Consider the following 16,980-nt stretch of genomic DNA (forward strand, 5'->3'; position numbering starts at 1 on the left):
GAGGCTCTCCGATGGAGTACAACCACGCTGACCTGTTCGAGGGACTGGCGGACGCGATAGGGGACCGTGTCGCCCTGATCTGCGGTGACCAGCGGCTCACCTTCGCCGAGCTGGACGAGCACGCGAACCGGCTCGCGCACCATCTGCAGGCCGCGGGCGTCGAGCCCGGCCAGCATGTCGCCGTCCAGCTCTACAACGGCGTCGAGTACGCGGCGGCGATGGTGGCCGCGCTGAAGATCCGGGCCGTGCCCATCAACGTCAACTACCGGTACGTGGAGAGCGAGCTGCTCTACGTGTACCGGGACTCCGACAGCGTCGCGCTGCTGTACGACGTCGAGTTCGAGGATCGGGTCGCCGCGACCGTCCCGCAGGTGCCCGCGCTGAAGCACCTCATCGCGGTCGGCGGCGCGCCCGCCATTCCGGGCGCGGTCGCCTACGACGAGGCTCTGAAGGGCGCCGACGCCACCCGCGACGGCTTCCCGGCGCGCTCGGGCGACGACATGTACATCATCTACACCGGCGGGACGACCGGGATGCCCAAGGGCGTCATGTGGTCGACCGAGCAGATCATCTTCGCGTTCTGGAACCCGACGGTGGAGCGGCCGTCCAGGCCCGAGGACATCGTGGAGAACGCCCGCAACGGCGGCCCGCTGATCATGATGCCGGTCGCGCCGCTGATGCACGGCGCGGCGCAGGTGGCCACGTGGATCGCCTGGTTCATGGGCGCGACGCTCGTGTACACGCGCAAGTTCGACGCGGTCGACGTCTGGGAGACGATCGAGCGGGAGAAGGTCAACTCGCTGACCATCACCGGGGACGCGATGGCGATCCCGATGGCGGACGAGCTGGCGCGCGGGAACTACGACACGTCCTCGCTGTTCGCGTACGTCTCCACGGGCGCGATCTTCACCGGGACGGTCCGGGACCGCATCCAGAAGCTGCTGCCGAACGTCATGATCCTCGACCGGTTCGGCTCGACCGAGTCGGGCTCGACGGCGGAGGCGGTCGCCGGCTCCACGCCGGAGAAGGGCCTGCGGTTCGCGCCGGACGTGGAGAACGTGACCGTCCTGGACGACGCGCTCCAGCCCGTCAAGCCGGGGTCGGGCGTCATCGGCCAGGTCGCCCGCACCGGGCACATCGCGCAGGGCTACTACAACGACCCGGAGAAGACGGCGAAGACGTTCCCGGTGGTGGACGGCAAGCGCTGGCTGCTCACCGGCGACATCGCCACCGTCGAGGAGGACGGGTCGATCGCCGTGTACGGGCGCGGCTCGCAGGCCATCAACACCGGCGGCGAGAAGGTGTTCCCGGAGGAGGTCGAGGCCGTCCTCAAGGGGCACCCGGGCGTCTACGACGCGGTCGTGACCGGTATCCCGGACGAGCGCTGGGGCAACCGCGTCGCGGCGGTGATCCAGCCGTCCGGGGACGCGCCGTCCTCCGAGGACCTGGACGCGCACTGCCGCCGCGAGCTGTCGGGCTACAAGGTGCCGCGCGTCTACGCGTTCGTCGGGCAGATGAAGCGCTCCCCGGCGGGCAAGGCCGACTACCGGTGGGCCAAGCAGGTGGCGGAGGAGGCCAAGTAGCGGGACGCGGTAGAGGTCGGCCCCGAACCTTCGTGGGATTCGGGGCCAGGAGCGGACCTCTGTTAGTGGTCCTAACAAAATCCATGATAGGGGTGACCTGGGAGTGCTCCGATCACCGGCGCGTGCGGCGTGCGTCACGGCCGGGCCGTCCCCGGGTGGTTCTGTCCGGATGCGGCCACTAGGCTCTCTACCATCGAGAGACGCGGAAAAGAGGTGGGCGTGTCGACCCCGGATCGCGCGCGGCTGGACGAGATGCGGCGGGCGATGCAGCGCAGCACCATGTTCACCGTGCTGCTCCACCATGCCACCGCGAGCAAGGCGGGGCTGAACGTCACCGACGCGCAGTGCGTGAACGCGCTGATGCTGGACGGTCCGCAGACCCCCGGGCAGCTCGCCCAGCTCATGGGCATCACGACCGGCGGCGCGATCACCGCCGTCATCGACCGGCTGGAGCGCGCCGGGTACGTCAAGCGCACCCGCGACCGCGACGACCGCCGCCGCGTGATCATCGAGCTGGTGGCGGAGAACGTCGCCGGGTTCGGCCGCTACTTCGAGCCGATCTCCCGCGCCTTCTACGAGCGCCTGGCCACCTACACGGCCGAGGAGATCGACGTCCTGCTGCGCTGGATCACCGAGAACAACGCCGCGATGCCCGGCATCATCGAGGAGATCCGCGACCTCTCCTGACGGGCGGAGAAGCGGGGCTCGTCTCGATCGGGTAGGCGCCCAGCCGCGCACCCCGAGCCCCCGAGCCCGGACGTCCGTGCCCATTCGGACGTGGCGGTCGGCGCTGGGGCTTCGGCGGACGCGGAGGGTGGCCCGCGGCTCCGGGACGGCCCCCGCCAGTCCCGGAGCCGGTCGGGCCGGGTCCGGAGACGGCCGCGGCGGTCCCCCCGGCCGCGGCAGCCGTCCCCGGAGTCTCGTGCTCCGGCGTCATCACGACCCTCCGCGGGCAATGTGAACCGACCGGTCAGTTCACATCTGGCCCTGCCGAGAACTTCGCGAATCCGCCGAACCGGCGACATCTGACACGTGACCGCTCCGTCCCAGGTCACACGGGTCAGGCAGGGTGACCTCAGTCACATCGTCGAAGGCGACCGGGCACTGTCGCCGGCTGAACCGCGGACGCGGCGCCCCCTCCGGATGAGATCATTTCTCGCGGTGACGCGACGACGAGGGGGCCGGTGAACCGTGGAACCACTCCGTCCGGAGGACCCCGCCGAGATCGGCGGCTACCCCCTGCTGGCCCGGCTCGGCGCCGGCGGTATGGGGCAGGTCTACCTGGGGCTGACCGGCGGGGGGCGGCACATCGCCCTCAAGGTGATCCGCGAGGACTTCGACGGCCCGCAGGCGCTCGCGCGCTTCCGCCGCGAGGTCGCGACCGTCGAGCGGGTGCGGACCCGGTGCGCCGCCGCGATGGTCGGCGCCGGGCTGGACGCGCCGCCGTACTGGCTCGCGACCGAGTACGTGCCCGGCCCGACGCTCCGGCAGGCCGTCGCGCAGCACGGGCCCGTCCCGCCGGACACCTGCGTCCGGCTGCTCGCCGCGCTCGCCCGGGGGCTGCTGGAGATCCACGGGCAGGGCGTCCAGCACCGCGACCTCAAGCCGGGCAACGTGATCCTCGCCCCGGACGGGCCCCGCCTGATCGACTTCGGCATCGCGCGCGGCGAGGGGCAGACGCAGATCACCCAGACCGGCGCGTGGAACGGCACCCCCGGCTACGTCGCGCCCGAGGTCGTCCGCGAGCAGCAGCCCGTCCCCGCCTCGGACGTGTTCTCGCTCGCGGGCACGATCGCCTACGCGGCGACCGGGCGCCCGCCGTTCGGCGGCGGCCGCATCGAGGCCATCATCCACCGCACCCTCGCCGGCGAGATCGACCTGGACGGCGCCGACGCGCAGCTCGCGGACCTCGTCCGGCAGTGCGCCGAGAAGGAGCCGGACGCCCGCGTCACCCTGGAGCGGCTGCTCGAACTGGCCGCGGACGAGGTCCCCCTCGCCGGCGACCCCGAGTACCGGCGCCTCGTCGGCGCCCCGCCACCGGCCCCCCAGAGCGTCCCGGACGCGGTCGCGTCCGGCCTCGTCCCGCCCGGCCGGACGCGGACCGTGCCGGGCGCGGCGCGCGGGCGGTCGCGCGCCGCCGTCATCGCGGCGGGCGCGGCGGCGGCCGTGGTCGTCGTGACCGCCGCGTTCGTCGCGCGGTTCGTCCTCAACGGCGGCGAGGACCCCGGCGGCTCGACCGGCAGTCCGGGCGCGACCGTCGGGGGCGGTGGCCAGGGCGGCAGTCAGGGCGGGAGCGCCGGCACGGCCACGACGCCGGGCGGCCCGCAGGCCGGGCGGACTCCCGGCTCCGGGGGCCGCCCGCCGGACGTGATCCTCGTGAAGCAGCCCACCACGGACTTCCAGACCGTGGAGTACTCCGAGAAGGACGGCACGTGCCTGCCGGCGATCCGTCCCGAGGACGAGGCGCTCGCCGGCCAGTTGCAGGTCTCGGCGCCTCGGCAGCCGTACTCGGGGCGGACGGTCAAGTTCGGCATGCGGTTCAAGTACGAGTCGCCGTCCGGCTACTACGTGGCCGCCCAGCTCCGCCCGCCCGGACCCCACGGCAGCGCGGGGCCGGGCTGGATGACGAGCAGGCCGCACCTGATCCCGCCGGAGGCCGGCTGGATCGACCTCACCTTCCCCCGCGACTTCACCTGGGACGGGTCGGGCGCCGGGACGTCCCCGGAACTGGACCCCGGGGTCTGGACGATCGTCTGGATGCACGTCCACGCGAACGGCGACGCCTACTACCTGGGCTGCGACGGGTTCACCGCCACCTGATCAGCGGACGGCGATGACCGCCGAGCCGTGCCCGAAGAGGCCCTGGTTCACGGCGATGCCGGCCCGCGCGTCCTCGACCTGGCGGCCGTCGGCCTGGCCGCGCAGCTGCCAGGTCAGCTCGCACACCTGCGCGATCGCCTGCGCCGGGATCGCCTCGCCGAAGGACGCGAGGCCGCCGCTCGGGTTGACCGGGATCCGGCCGCCGAGCGCCGTCGCGCCGGACCGCAGCAGCTCCTCGGCGCCGCCCTGCTCGCACAGCCCGATGTCCTCGTACCAGTCGAGTTCGAGGGCGGTGGACAGGTCGTACACCTCGGCGAGCGACAGGTCCCCGGGGCCGATGCCGGCCTCCTCGTAGGCGGCGTGCGCGATCGCGGAGCGGAACGGCCGCTCGGGGACGGCGGCGGTCATCGCCGAGTCCGTCGCGAAGTCGGGCAGGTCGAGGACGGTCTTGGGGAACGTCGGCGTGACCGTCGACACCGCCGGGATGCGCACGGGGTCGGCGACGCCGTGCCGCCGCGCGAACTCCATCGACGTCAGGACGAGCGCGGCGCCGCCGTCGCTGGTGGCGCAGATGTCCAGGAGGCGCAGCGGGTCGGCGACCACGGCGGACTCGCGGACGTCCTCCAGGGCCACCTCCTTGCGGTACCGGGCGTTCGGGTTGCCGAGGCCGTGCCGCGCGTTCTTCACCTTGACGGCGGCGAAGTCGTCGAGGGTGGCGCCGTACATGGCCATCCGGCGGCGCGCGTACAGCGCGAAGTAGATGGGGTTGGTCGCGCCCAGGAGGCGGAACCGCAGCCAGTCGGGGTCGTCCGGGCGGTCGCCGCCGACGGGCTTGAAGAAGCCCTTCGGGGCGGCGTCGGCTCCGACGACCAGCGCGACGTCGCACAGGCCCGCGAGGATCTGCGCGCGCGCCGTGCCGATGGCCTGCGCCCCGGAGGCGCACGCCGCGTAGCAGCTCGACACTCGCGCGCCCGACCAGCCGAGCGCCTGCGCGAACGTGGCGCCCGCGATGAAGCCGGGGTAGCCGTTGCGGATGGTGTCGGCGCCCGACACGTACTGGACGTCCGTCCAGGAGAGCCCGGCGTCGGCGAGCGCCTCCCGCGCGGCGGCGAGCCCGTATTCGACGAAGTTGCGTCCCCACTTGCCCCACGGGTGCATGCCCGCGCCGAGCACGGCGATGTCGCGACTCACTTGACGGGCCTCCACATCCAGACGGTGTACTCGGCTTCGTCGTCCTCGTAGAGGACGCCCTCGGTCAGCTCGACCTCCATGCCGACCTCCAGGTCGGCCACGGTGTGGCCGGGGGCGACCTGGCCCAGGACGACCATGCGCTCGGCCTTGAGCTCGACGGCCGCGACCGTGTAGGGCACGAACGGGTCGGGGGAGACGTACGGGGGCGGCGGCTTGTACTGGGAGTCGGCGTACGACCAGACGCGGCCGCGCGCGGACAGGGCGTACGGCTCCAGCTCCGAGCCGTCCTTCGGCCCGGTGCAGCCGGGGTTGCGGCACGCCAGCTCGTTGCGCGGGAAGTACGGCGTCCCGCACGACGAGCAGCGGGTACCGAGCAGGCGGACGTCGCCGTCCGCGGCGGTGTACCAGCCCTCGACGGCCGGACGGCGGTCCTTGCTCGTGGTCACGCGGGTCGTGGTCACGCGGCCCTCCTCGTGTCTTCTCGGCGAGAGTACCAATCAAACAATCGTTAGAAAGAATGCGCGCCCGCTGACCGGGACGGAATCGCGGCCCAGCTAACTGACTCGTCAGTCACTTCGGTACAGTAAACCGAGTCGGATTCTGCCCACCGCCCACAGGGGCGAGCGAGTAGGGAGCGCGCGGATGCGGACTGGTCTTGAGGGAAGGACGGCCCTGGTCACCGGGGCGTCCCGCGGCATCGGGAAGGCGATCGCGGCCGCGTTCGCCGCCGAGGGCGCCAACGTGGTGCTCTCCTCCCGCAAGCAGGAGGCGCTGGACGAGGTCGCCAAGGAGATCGGCGCGGCCTACCCGGGCGTGGGCGTGCTCGCCAAGGCGGCGCACGTGGGCCACGCCGACGAGGCCGCCGCCTGCGTGGACGCGGCCGTCGCCGAGTTCGGCGGCCTCGACGTCCTCGTGAACAACGCCGGGACGAGCCCGCACTTCGGCCCGATGGCCGAGATCACGCCCGCCGCCGCCGCCAAGACCGTCGAGGTCAACCAGTTCGCGGTCGTCCAGTGGACGCAGCTCGCGCTGAAGGCGTCGCTCGCCGAGCGCGGCGGCTCGGTCATCAACATCGCCTCCGTCGGCGGGATGATCACCGAGCACGGCATCGGCTACTACAACGCCACCAAGGCCGCGGTGATCCACCTCAGCCGCCAGTTCGCGATGGAGCTGGCGCCCAAGGTGCGGGTGAACTGCATCGCGCCGGGCCTCGTCAAGACCCAGCTCGCCCGCGCGCTGTGGGAGCCGAACGAAGCGGAGATCGGCAAGCACATGCCGCTCGGCCGGCTCGGCGAGCCCGAGGACATCGCCAACGCGGCCGTGTTCCTCGCGGGCGACGCCTCGTCCTGGATGACCGGGCAGACCATCGTCGTCGACGGCGGCGCCACCATCCGCGCGTCGATCGCCTAGGAAAGGGAGGACGCGCATGTCGCGCTGGGGACTGACCATTCCGCTGACCGGCGTTCCGCTGGCCGAGCACCGCGAGATCCTGGCCGAGCTGTCCGGGCTCGGCTACACCGACGCGTGGTCCGCCGAGACGAACGGCACCGACGCGTTCACCCCGCTGGCGCTCGCCTCGCAGTGGGGCCCCGAGCTGCGCCTCGGCCCCGCGATCGTCCCGGTCTACACGCGCGGGCCGGCGCTGCTGGCCCAGCACGCCGCCACCCTCGCCGGCCTCGCGCCCGGACGGTTCGTGCTCGGCATCGGCACCTCGTCCGACACGATCGTCCAGCGCTGGAACGGGATCCCGTTCGACGAGCCGTACAAGCGCGTCCGCGACACGCTGCGCTTCCTGCGCACGGCGCTCGCGGGGGAGAAGGTGAAGGCCGAGTACGACACCTTCTCCGTCAAGGGCTTCAAGCTGGACAACGCGCCCGCGACGCCGCCGCCGATCGTCCTCGCGGCGCTGCGCCCCGGCATGCTGCGGCTCGCCGCGCGGGAGGCCGACGGCGCGATCACCAACTGGCTGGCGCCGAAGGACGTCCGGACGGTCCGCGGCGTGCTGGGCGACGACCCCGAGCTGATCGCGCGGCTGTTCGTCTGCCCGACGGCCGACGCCGAGGAGGCCCGCGCGATCGGCCGCTGGATGATCGCCGCGTACATGACGGTCCCCGTCTACCGGGCGTTCCACGAGTGGCTCGGACGCGGCGAGGCGCTGCGCCCGATGAACGAGGCGTGGGCGGCCGGCGACCGGAAGAAGGCCCTGGAGGTCATCCCGGACGAGGTCGTCGACGACCTGATCGTGCACGGGTCGCCGGACGCGTGCCGGGCCCGGATCCGCGAGTACGTCGACAGCGGCCTCACCACGCCGGTCCTCGCGGTCGTGCCCGGCGGCGGGCTCTCGCCGGCGGAGGCGGTGCGGGCCCTCGCCCCAAGCGCGGGCTGACGGTTGACGGGCTGACGGTTGACGGGCTGACCTCGTCCGGGTCCCGATGCCGGACGCGTCGCGAGGTTTGCCGCCCCTGCGATCGGGGAGGGTGGGGCAGATCCGACAGAGAACGACAGAGACGTGAGGAGCTGATCGTGCTCACGCTGACCAGCGGTGCCGTCCAGGTCATTCGTACCGTGACCGCGAACCCGGAGCTTCCGCCGGAGACCGGCATCCGCATCGAGTCCGGGCTCGACGGCTCGGACGCCCTGCGGCTCTCGGTGGCCCCCGCTCCCGAGGCCGGCGACCAGGTCGTCGAGGAGGAGGGCGCCAAGGTGTACCTGGAGCCCACCGTCGCCGAGATGCTGGACGACAAGACGCTCGACGCGCAGGTCGACCCGCAGGGCGACGTCGCGTTCACCATCGCCGAGGGGGCCGAGGGAACCCCTACCTGACCCGCGTGCCGAGACCCGGAGCCGCCCCGCCGCGGCGGGGCGCCCGGGTCTCGTCGCGTCAGCGCATCGCCATGACCACGGCGACCACGGCGAACACGAACGCCGCCGTGGTGAGGACCATGAAGGCGCCGATCACCGCGCAGGCCAGGCCGCGCGGCTGGTCGCGCCAGGTTCCGTAGTGGTCGCGCACTTGCCGGTCCAAGTTCTGCCGCAGAGCGGCGGCGTTGAGGGAGCCGGAGCGGCGGCCTGGTCCGGAGGCTCTGGGGGGCCGTCCCCTCCGAGCCGACTCGTCCGGTTCGTCCCGGGACGGCCGTCCCGCGTCCGGGGGGTCGGGCGAAGGCGGGGTCGTCACGTTCGCCAGTCTCGCAGATCCGCTACTCGGAGAAGGACGGATGCGGGCCGAGGGCCCAGTACTCGTAGAGCCCGTAGCCGGTGACGCTCCCGGTGGGCTCCGCGCCGTCCAGGTACTCGTAGCGGCCGACCGCGTCGACCATGCCCCACATGCGGGCGGCGTCCTCCGGTTCGCGGGTGTCGTAGGTGACGCCCTGCACCTTGAGGTCGGGGCCCTGGTACATGCCGTGCTTCCAGTCGGGCTCCAGCCCGTACCCGGTGCCGACCATCATGTGGACGGGCAGGATCGGCGTCGCCCTCACATCGAACGGCTCCCCGCCGGGTGGCGCGAACCGGAGCGTGGCGGTGACGACGTCGCGGGTGCCCTCGGCGTATTCGGGACGGTATTCGGGACGTCCCAGGTACTCCGCCTCACGGTCGGGCCAGACGCGGGTGGCCTCTTCCAGGACGCGGCGGCCCTTCTCGTCCTCCTGCACGATGCAGAGGATCGAATGGTCCTCGAACTGGATCGGCGTGTACAGCCAGTAGAACGTGCCCGCGTTCTTGACCTGGATGCCCGGCGGCTCCGGCTCGCCCACAGGGCGGATGCCCCACGAGCGGTCCCGGGAGCCCCACCAGTGGTCGGGCGTGACCTCGATGTTCTCGCCGTCCACCGTGATGGTGCCCGTCCAGCGGCCGGTCTGCGCGAGGCGCCGCGAGTCGAAGACGACGCGTTCCTGCCAGCGCAGGTAGTGCGGGGGCTCCAGCGTGGCGGGGATCGTCCCCTCCCAGCCGAGGTCGAACGCCAGGCCGTGCTCGTTCTCGTCCAGGACGACCCGGAGCCGCTTCAGCCCTTCGACGACCTCGACGCGGAACGGGCCGACCGCGGTGTCCATGCGGTCGTCGCCCAGCTCGCGGGACGCCCGGACCACCTTGTGCACCGGCCCGCGCCGGGCGACCGCGAACGCGTCCATCACCCCGAGGTTCGGGTACTGCCCGATCCCGATGATCAGCATCAGCTCGTCCGAGCAGGGGTGGACGTTGAAGTAGTACCGGTCGTAGAAGTTGCGGTCGGACGTCGTGACGTGCCGCATCACCTCGGGCGCCTGGTGGATCGGGTAGTCGTCGAGGGGCGAGAGCGTCACAGGTCCTCCATGATGCGGGCGAGCAACTGCGTGCAGTTGTTGTTGTAGGGGAAGTCGGCGGCCTGCTCGATCCAGCCGAAGTCGATCATCGCCTGCCCGATCCGCGCCATGATCACCGAGAACTTGAAGCCGGACAGGATCTCGTAGTAGGCCATGTGCCGCATCGGGCGCCCGAGCAGCTCGGCGTAGCGGGCGACCGTCTCGGGGTAGGACGGGAAGCCGTCCAGCCGCGCCGCGCCGACGCCCTCGCTGTGGTGGCGGTCGATGAACATGAACCAGGCGAGGTCCTCCTCGGGGGCGCCGAGCGCGGCGGTCTCCCAGTCCAGGACGGCCGCCGGCACGCCCGCCTGGAAGATCACGTTGCCGATGCGGGCGTCGCCCCAGAGCGCGACCGGCTCGTCCGGCTCCTCGGGCCGGTTGGCCTTCAGCCACGCGAGCGCCTTGAGCGCCGTCTCCTGCGGCCCGTCGTAGGCCCAGTGCAGGTAGTGCTCGTAGTAGTTGAGGCGCTGTTCGAGGCCGGGCGCGCCCCAGCCCGGCTGGTCGAGGAAGCCGAGGCCGAGGCCGCCGACGTCGAGCCGGTGCAGGTCCGCGATGATCTCCAGGGTGGACCACCACATCGCGGCCCGCTCGGCCGGCGGGGCCTCGGTCACCCAGCCGTCCATGTGGTACGGCGGCATGTCGGTCGGGACGCGGCCGTCGACCCGCCCCATCACGAAGAACGCGGCGCCGAGGACGCCCGGGGACGGCTCGTACCAGCGGATCGGCGGTACCGGGACGGACGTGCGCTCGTCCAGGATCCGCATCAGCCGGTACTGCTCCTCGAACCGCGGCTCGGGGAAGACCTGGTACTTCGCCGGGGCGACCCGCGCGACGAACGGCTCGTGCCTGGTCGCGCCGCCCTCGTCCCACTCGGCCTCGAACATGAGGGTCTCGTTGGAGAAGCCGCTGGTCTGCGGCGTCTCCACGAGGGGGATGCGCGCGCCGGGCAGGTGCCGGCCGAGCCAGTCCGTCAGTGCGCGTCTGGTGATCTCGGGATCGCGTTGGTCGGGAACGGGCATCGCCGCCTCCTCGCAGGATGGCACCCAAAGTAGAACGTGTTCTATCAACGTGCCGGGGGCCGGTCAATGGGCCCGTCGACCGGCCCGCCCGGCCCGTCGACCGGCCCGCGTGGCACGATGGCCGGATGCGTCTCACGAAGCTCGGGCACGCCTGCGTGCGGATCACCGAGGACGACCGTTCGATCGTCATCGACCCCGGTTCCTTCAGTGACGCGTCCGCCGCGCTCGCCGCCGCGGACGCGGTCCTGATCACCCACGAGCACTTCGACCACTTCGACGCCGACGCGCTCCGCGCCGCGATGGCCGAGCGGCCCGCGCTGGAGGTCTGGACGTCCCGCGCCGTGGCCGCGAACCTCGCCGACCTCGGCGGACGCGTCCACCAGGTCGGGCACGGCGACGCCGTCACCATCGCCGGGTTCGACGTGCACGTCTACGGCGAGGACCACGAGATCCTCCACCCCGACGTGCCGCCCATCCCGAACACCGGCTTCCTCGTGAACGGCGAGGTCTTCCACCCGGGCGACGCGCTGACCGTCCCGTCCGAGCCCGTCCCGACACTCTGCCTGCCGGGCAACGCGCCCTGGCTGAAGGTCCCGGAGCTGTTCTCCTACACGCGCGAGGTCGGCCCCGAGCGCGCCTTCGTCATCCACGACGGGCTGCTGAACGACATCGGCCTCAAGGTGATGGAGACCGCCGTCACCAACGCGGGCAAGGAGCTCGGCAGGGAGTTCCGCCGCCTCGCCCCCGGCACCACGGTCGAGTTGGGCGCCAAGTGAGCCTTCCTTCCACTCCCCGGCCCCTCCAGGCCGTGTTCTTCGACATCGGCGAGACCCTCGTCAACGAGGGGGAGATCTACGGGCGCTGGGCCGACTGGCTGGGTGTGCCGCGGCACACGTTCATCGCCAAGCTGGGCGCGGTGCTCGCGCTGGGCGGCAGCCACATGGACCTCCTGGAGTACTTCCGGCCCGGCTTCGACCTCGCGGCGGAGCAGCGGCGCCGCGCCGAGGCGGGCGTGCCGAACGGGTTCGGGCCGGACGACCTGTACCCGGACGCGCGCGCCTGCCTGTCCGGGCTCCGCGACCAGGGCCTGTTCGTCGGCATCGCGGGCAACCAGCCGGTCGAGGCGGCGGCGCAGATGGCGGAGCTGGGGCTGGACGCCGACGTCGTCGGCATCTCGGATGTGTGGGGCATCAGCAAGCCGTCCCACGAGTTCTTCGAGCGCTGCGCCCAGCTCGCGGACGTCCTGCCCGACCGCGTCCTGTATGTGGGGGACCGCATCGACAACGACGTCCGTCCCGCCCTGGAGTACGGGATGCGTGCGGCGTTCCTGCGGCGCGGCCCCTGGGGGCACATCCAGGAGGACGACGACGCGCTCCGCGAGTGCCTGTTCGTCTTGGACGACCTTGTCGGCCTGCCCAAGCTCGTCGCCGAGTACAACGCCCCTTAGGGCGGCCCTTAGGGGACGTCCCCTAATCCCGGAGTAGGGCGCCGGAACGGCACGAACGGCGGATGTGGGACGCCCCGCCCGGTTCGTAGCGTGGAGAACGTGGCCGCGAAAGACCGCGGCCATGTTCACCGCTCGACGAATCGGGGAGAGAAGAACCATGAACGGCCTTTACCGTCCGCGCAACGACCGGATGATCGCGGGTGTCTGCGCCGGCCTCGCCCGCCGGTTCGGCATGAGCCCCGGGGTCGTCCGGGTCCTGTTCGTCCTGTCGTGCCTGCTTCCCGGTCCGCAGTTCGTCGTCTACCTGGTCCTGTGGGTGATGATGCCGGACGAGGACCGCTACATGGCGGGCGCCCGCTAGCCCAAGATCATTGATAGTGCTCGACCGCGCCCGCCCATGGGTGTTAGATCGGGGCACCAGCATCGGACCCTTTCCGCCTGTTCGGCCGCCGAGGCGGGGACCGCCGGGTAAGAAGGGGTCCGTCCCGCCGTGGGAAGGGGAGGAGCCGCGGTGCCCGAGGAGGCGCGCGAGGCCGAGCATGCGGCGCGGCTGCTGGCGTTCCTGCGCGACCTGGCGCGGGCCCGGCGGCGCCCGTCCCGCGACCTCGCCGACCACGACCACGTCCACTGGCTGGCCGGGCTGCCCGGCGACGTCTACGTGGAGGCGGACGCCGGGCCCGGCGACGTGCTGTTCAGCGTCCCCGTCATCCCCCTCACGCCGCCCGTCGTGCTGGACGAGTTCGACGGCTGGCTCGCGCTCCGCAACTGGTACCGCATCCTCCGCGAGCTGTCCGACCAGGAGGTCGTGCTGGCGACCGGCCTGCTGTCGTGGCGCCCGGCCGTCCACGACCATCTGCTGAGCACGCCCGTCCGGATCGTGGTCGACGACCGGACCGAGCGCATCGACGTCGTCCTCGCCGGGCGCACGAGCCTGCGCGACCGGGAACTGCTGTCCGGGCATCCCGGGTTCCGGCCCGCCGGCTGGGTCGCCGACGCCGTCCAGGCCGGGCAGGGGTTCGGGCTGAACGCGTCCGTCGGGGACGTCCTGCGGAAATGGTGCCAGGTGGCCCTCACCGGGCCCGCCGACTACCGCGAGGACTGGACGCCCGACACCGACACCGCCTCGCCCGCGCCGCGCATCCGGCTCGCGCCCGCCCTGGTCGTCCGGCCGCCCGGCCGCGCCGCGATCGCCGACCACCACGCCAGGCTGCTGACCCTGCTGCCGCGCGGCGTCCCGGACGGGCTGGCCCGGCTGGTGTCGCCGTCGGAGAAACCGCAGGTCATGCACATCCCGGAGCGCACGCCGGAGACCGTCCCCGACCTGCTCGGCGGGCTGCTCGCGCGCGGCCACCGGGTACTGGTCGCCACGTCCGGGCCCGCCGCCTCCGCCGCGCTGCGCGCCGCCCTGCCGCCGGCCCTCGCCGGGCTCGCGGCGACCGACGCGGCCACCGGAGCCCAGGTCGCGGACGCGATCCGGGCGGCCGAGCCGGACGTCGAGCCGGCGGCCGAACGCGAGCGGGCCGCCGCCCGGCGCGTCGCGGAACTCACCGAGCGGCTGGACGACGAACCCGGCGAACCCCCGCCCGACCGGCGCGCCGAGGCGCCCGAACTGTCGTGGATGCCGGTCCGGCCGGACATGCCGCCGACCCCGCCGATCTCCCGGTCCGAGGCCGCCGAGCTCGTCGTCCTCCTCGCCGAGGAGAGCGCCGAGCGCAAGGCCCGCACCGCCCAGCGCGACGTCGACCCGGGCGCCCTGCCGAGCGCCGCCTACGTCAGCACCCTGATCGACGCGGAGATCGCCGCCGCCGAGCGCGCCGAACGCTCCAGGACGGACCTGTCCCAGCTCCTGCGCGACAGCGACGTGACCCTCCTCGCCCGCCTCGACGGCGACGCGTCCGTCGTCTCCGCCGCGCTCCGCGACCTCGGCCTGGACGGCCATCCGGGCGGCTGGAACCCCGCCGACCTCGCCGTCCGGGCGCTGAGCGACGCCCTCGCCGATCGCCGCCCGCTCATCTGGTCCCGCGTCGTGGAGATGACGTCCCGCGCCCAGTGGGCCGAACGCGCCCTCGCCGAACTCGGCTCCCACGCCATCGAACTGCCCGCCGACGCCGACCTGCGCGGCCTCGCCGCCGCCGCCCAGGACCTGCGCGACCACCTCGCGGGCGGCGGCACCCTCAAGCGCGGCCCCCTCCGCTCCGCCGCGCAGCGCCAGGCGGAACCGCTCCTCGCCACCGTCACCGTGGACGGCGCCGCGCCCACCACGCCCGAGCTGCTGGACCTCGTCCACACCGACCTCATGGTGCGGATCACCTGCCGCGAGCTCCAGTACGTGTGGGAGGCCGCCGGCATCTCCTTCCCGGCCGACCTGCCGCCCGCCGAACGCATCGCCCGGTTCGTCCGCGCCCACGCCCGGCTCGCCCGCGTCCGCGACGCCATGCCCGCCGTCGACTCGACGCGCCGGCTCCTCGAACGGAACGGGATCGGCGTCCCGCTGGGCCACCCCGTCCAGTGGCACGCCTACGCCACCGCCCTCCGCAACGCCCTCGAAGGACTCGGCGTCAGCCGCGCCACCGCCGACCTCGACGCCCTCCGCGACTCGATCGGCCCCGTCGGCCCCGACGACCCGCCCGAGCTGGCCGCCGCCGTCGCCGCCATCGACGCCCGCGACGCCGCCGCCTACGGCCGCGCCCTCGGCGGGCTCGCCGAGGCCCGGCACGAGCTCTCCCTCCAGATCCGCTGCCAGGAGCTGATCGCGCGCGTCCGCGCCGTCCACCCCGACCTCGCCAACCTCATGATCGCCACCGACGGCGACGAGGCATGGCAGGCCCGCACCCGCCGGTGGGACGACGCATGGGCCTGGGCCCGGGTCGCCGCGGCGGCCCCGCCGCCCGCCGACCGGGCCCGCGCCGACCTGGCCGCCGCCGAGGAGGAGCTCACCGCCGCCCGCGCGGCCCTCACCGCCGCCCGCGCCTGGGCCGCCGCCGTCGAACTCGCCGACGTCCCCGCCTGGATCCTCCCGCTCTGGCGCATCCCGGACGTCCTCCCGCCCGCCCCCGGCTCCTTCGACGCCGTCATCGTCGACGGCGAGCACGAGGCCGGCGCCGAGGCCCTCTACATCCTGTGGCTGGCCCCCCGGGCCATCCTCGTGGGCCCCGCCGGCCCGGACCTCCCCGCTCCCGAGGGCCCGCCCCCCACCAGCCGCCTCCCGTCCCACCTGCACGAGGCGATCACCCCCACGACGTCCCTCTTCACGGCCCTGACCGCCCCCAGACGGGCCGAGCCCGAGCCCGACCCCCCGCGCGAGACCCGGCCCGCCCCGAACCCGATGTTCGAGCGCCCGGACCGGACGCAGCGGGACCTGCCCGCCACACGGCCGTCCCCGGCCCCGCCCCCGCCCAGGCGTCCGGCCCCACCGCACGACCGCCCCCCGATGACGGGCCGCGACCCCCGCCCGGCCGAACGTCCCGCCACCCCAGCCGAACGTCCCGCCACCTCGCCCGAGCGTCCCGCCACCTCGCCCGAGCGTCAGGCAGCCCGGGGCGAGCGTCCGAACAACCCTCCGGCGCGTCCGGGCGTCCCGCCCGAGCGTCCGGGCAACCCTCCGGCGCATCGAGGCACTCCGGCCGAGCGCCAGGCCGCCTCGCCCGAGCGTCCGAACGATCCTCCCGCGCGTCCGGGCACCCCGGCCGGGCGCCCGAGCACCTGGGCCGAGCGGCAGGGCATCCCGACCGAGCCTCCCGGCACCCCGCCCGAGCGTCAGAGCACACCGCCCGCGCGTCCGGGCAGCCCGCCCGCGCGGCCCGGTGGGCCCGTGCCCGAGGCGCGTCCCCGGTCCGAGCGGCCCGACCTGACGCAGCGGGACGTGGAGGTGCCGCCGCCGGCCGCGCGTCCCACCGCGCCGCAGGCGGGGCCCGGCGCCCCGCAGGAGAGGCGGGCGCCGCGCCGTCCGGAGAGCGGCGTGCCCGCGCGGCCGCCGGCCGAGCCGCCGCAGCCGCGCCGGGCGGGCGGGGTCGAGCAGCCGGGGCGCCCACCGGAGCGGCGGCCGGGTTCGGCGAACGCTCCGCCGCGCAGGCTGGACGCGCCGCGCCTCGAACCGCGCGAGGGCGGGCCGCAGCATCCGGGCCCGCGGGGACCGGCGCTGCCGCCCCGGCGGCTGGACGCGGCCGGCCGCGAGGAGCACCTCGACGAGCCGGAGGTGCGGCGCGGCGACGTCCCGCCCCGGCGACCGGGCGCGGCAGGCCAGGACTCGCGTGCTCCGGAGGCCGAGCGGCGGCCGCCCGCCGCCCCGTCCGACATCCCCGCCCTCTGGGGCAAGCCCGGCCCCCGGCCGCAGCCGCCCGCGCCCCGGGAGGCTCCGGCGGAGACGGCGCACGTCAAGCGCGGGCAGTCGATCGTCGGCTACAAGCGTCCCGAGCTGGTGAAGATCGTCGGGCAGATCGCCGAGCGGGAGCCCGATCTCACCGACGAGCAGATCGTCGAGCTGGTCACGCGGCTGCTCGCCTGCCCCGAGGACGAGGCGCTCCTCGTCGGCGCGCGGCTCCGCTACGCCGTGGAGATGTACCGGGAGCAGTCCCGAGATTAGT

The 16,980-nt window shown here is 73.8% G+C and carries 15 protein-coding genes; 10 read left to right on the forward strand and 5 right to left on the reverse strand.

The window, feature by feature from the left end:
• The first annotated feature begins 11 nt into the window (after window positions 1-11).
• From SM611_RS12970 to SM611_RS12980, 3 genes are all read left to right on the forward strand, one after another.
• On the forward strand, window positions 12-1,583 hold the full coding sequence (locus SM611_RS12970) for an acyl-CoA synthetase (RefSeq protein WP_371949744.1): 1,572 nt from the start codon (window positions 12-14) through the stop codon (window positions 1,581-1,583).
• Between the two features lie 219 nt (window positions 1,584-1,802).
• Entirely contained in the window at window positions 1,803-2,270 is a 468-nt protein-coding gene (locus SM611_RS12975) for a MarR family winged helix-turn-helix transcriptional regulator (protein ID WP_371949745.1), read from the forward strand.
• A 504-nt stretch (window positions 2,271-2,774) separates the two neighbouring features.
• Entirely contained in the window at window positions 2,775-4,403 is a 1,629-nt protein-coding gene (locus tag SM611_RS12980; protein ID WP_371949746.1) for a serine/threonine protein kinase, read from the forward strand.
• Here SM611_RS12980 and SM611_RS12985 read toward each other — a convergent pair whose 3' ends face one another.
• Window positions 4,404-5,561: a lipid-transfer protein gene (locus SM611_RS12985; protein WP_371950038.1), complete on the reverse strand. Its 1,158-nt coding sequence runs from the start codon at window positions 5,559-5,561 to the stop codon at window positions 4,404-4,406.
• 29 nt (window positions 5,562-5,590) lie between these two features.
• The gene (locus SM611_RS12990) at window positions 5,591-6,055 is read right to left on the reverse strand and encodes a Zn-ribbon domain-containing OB-fold protein (RefSeq protein WP_371949747.1); all 465 of its coding nucleotides are present in this window, start codon (window positions 6,053-6,055) and stop codon (window positions 5,591-5,593) included.
• A 181-nt stretch (window positions 6,056-6,236) separates the two neighbouring features.
• On the opposite strand from SM611_RS12990, the gene SM611_RS12995 reads away from it, so the two are divergent.
• The 3 genes from SM611_RS12995 (at window position 6,237) to SM611_RS13005 (ending at window position 8,417) form a co-directional block, all read left to right on the forward strand.
• On the forward strand, window positions 6,237-7,004 hold the full coding sequence (locus SM611_RS12995; protein ID WP_371949748.1) for an SDR family oxidoreductase: 768 nt from the start codon (window positions 6,237-6,239) through the stop codon (window positions 7,002-7,004).
• Between the two features lie 16 nt (window positions 7,005-7,020).
• Window positions 7,021-7,980 (forward strand): LLM class F420-dependent oxidoreductase, encoded by a 960-nt coding sequence (locus tag SM611_RS13000; RefSeq protein WP_371949749.1) that lies wholly within the window; start codon window positions 7,021-7,023, stop codon window positions 7,978-7,980.
• A gap of 137 nt (window positions 7,981-8,117) precedes the next feature.
• Window positions 8,118-8,417 (forward strand): Fe-S cluster assembly protein HesB, encoded by a 300-nt coding sequence (locus SM611_RS13005; protein ID WP_067637647.1) that lies wholly within the window; start codon window positions 8,118-8,120, stop codon window positions 8,415-8,417.
• Window positions 8,418-8,475: 58 nt separating this feature from the next.
• Here the strand turns inward: SM611_RS13005 and SM611_RS13010 are convergent, their stop codons facing one another.
• The 3 genes from SM611_RS13010 to SM611_RS13020 form a co-directional block, all read right to left on the reverse strand.
• Window positions 8,476-8,607 (reverse strand): hypothetical protein, encoded by a 132-nt coding sequence (locus tag SM611_RS13010; protein WP_371949750.1) that lies wholly within the window; start codon window positions 8,605-8,607, stop codon window positions 8,476-8,478.
• Window positions 8,608-8,791: 184 nt separating this feature from the next.
• The gene (locus SM611_RS13015; RefSeq protein ID WP_371949751.1) at window positions 8,792-9,892 is read right to left on the reverse strand and encodes an Rv3169 family protein; all 1,101 of its coding nucleotides are present in this window, start codon (window positions 9,890-9,892) and stop codon (window positions 8,792-8,794) included.
• Window positions 9,889-10,950 (reverse strand): phosphotransferase family protein, encoded by a 1,062-nt coding sequence (locus SM611_RS13020; RefSeq protein ID WP_371949752.1) that lies wholly within the window; start codon window positions 10,948-10,950, stop codon window positions 9,889-9,891. The genes SM611_RS13015 and SM611_RS13020 overlap by 4 nt, the downstream gene beginning before the upstream one ends.
• A 125-nt stretch (window positions 10,951-11,075) precedes the next feature.
• Here SM611_RS13020 and SM611_RS13025 point away from each other — a divergent pair, with 125 nt between their 5' ends.
• The 4 genes from SM611_RS13025 (at window position 11,076) to SM611_RS13040 (ending at window position 16,979) form a co-directional block, all read left to right on the forward strand.
• The gene (locus tag SM611_RS13025; protein WP_371949753.1) at window positions 11,076-11,726 is read left to right on the forward strand and encodes an MBL fold metallo-hydrolase; all 651 of its coding nucleotides are present in this window, start codon (window positions 11,076-11,078) and stop codon (window positions 11,724-11,726) included.
• Window positions 11,723-12,397 carry an HAD family hydrolase gene (locus SM611_RS13030; protein ID WP_371949754.1) on the forward strand — a complete coding sequence of 225 codons (675 nt, stop codon included), beginning with the start codon at window positions 11,723-11,725 and terminating at the stop codon, window positions 12,395-12,397. The genes SM611_RS13025 and SM611_RS13030 overlap by 4 nt, the downstream gene beginning before the upstream one ends.
• Window positions 12,398-12,554: 157 nt before the next feature.
• The gene (locus tag SM611_RS13035; protein ID WP_371949755.1) at window positions 12,555-12,758 is read left to right on the forward strand and encodes a PspC domain-containing protein; all 204 of its coding nucleotides are present in this window, start codon (window positions 12,555-12,557) and stop codon (window positions 12,756-12,758) included.
• A 150-nt stretch (window positions 12,759-12,908) separates the two neighbouring features.
• Complete coding sequence (locus SM611_RS13040) at window positions 12,909-16,979, forward strand: hypothetical protein (protein ID WP_371949756.1); 4,071 nt, start codon at window positions 12,909-12,911, stop codon at window positions 16,977-16,979.
• Window position 16,980: the final 1 nt, after the last annotated feature.

This window comes from Actinomadura monticuli (assembly GCF_041463655.1).
Taxonomy (GTDB): domain Bacteria; phylum Actinomycetota; class Actinomycetes; order Streptosporangiales; family Streptosporangiaceae; genus Spirillospora; species Spirillospora monticuli.

Coding starts and splice junctions, on each gene's coding strand:
- SM611_RS13035 (WP_371949755.1), top strand. CDS start 12,555: ATGAACGGCCTTTACCGTCCGCGCAACGACCGGATGATCGCGGGTGTC.
- SM611_RS12995 (WP_371949748.1), top strand. CDS start 6,237: ATGCGGACTGGTCTTGAGGGAAGGACGGCCCTGGTCACCGGGGCGTCC.
- SM611_RS12970 (WP_371949744.1), top strand. CDS start 12: ATGGAGTACAACCACGCTGACCTGTTCGAGGGACTGGCGGACGCGATA.
- SM611_RS13000 (WP_371949749.1), top strand. CDS start 7,021: ATGTCGCGCTGGGGACTGACCATTCCGCTGACCGGCGTTCCGCTGGCC.
- SM611_RS12985 (WP_371950038.1), bottom strand. CDS start 5,561: ATGCACCCGTGGGGCAAGTGGGGACGCAACTTCGTCGAATACGGGCTC.
- SM611_RS13025 (WP_371949753.1), top strand. CDS start 11,076: ATGCGTCTCACGAAGCTCGGGCACGCCTGCGTGCGGATCACCGAGGAC.
- SM611_RS13020 (WP_371949752.1), bottom strand. CDS start 10,950: ATGCCCGTTCCCGACCAACGCGATCCCGAGATCACCAGACGCGCACTG.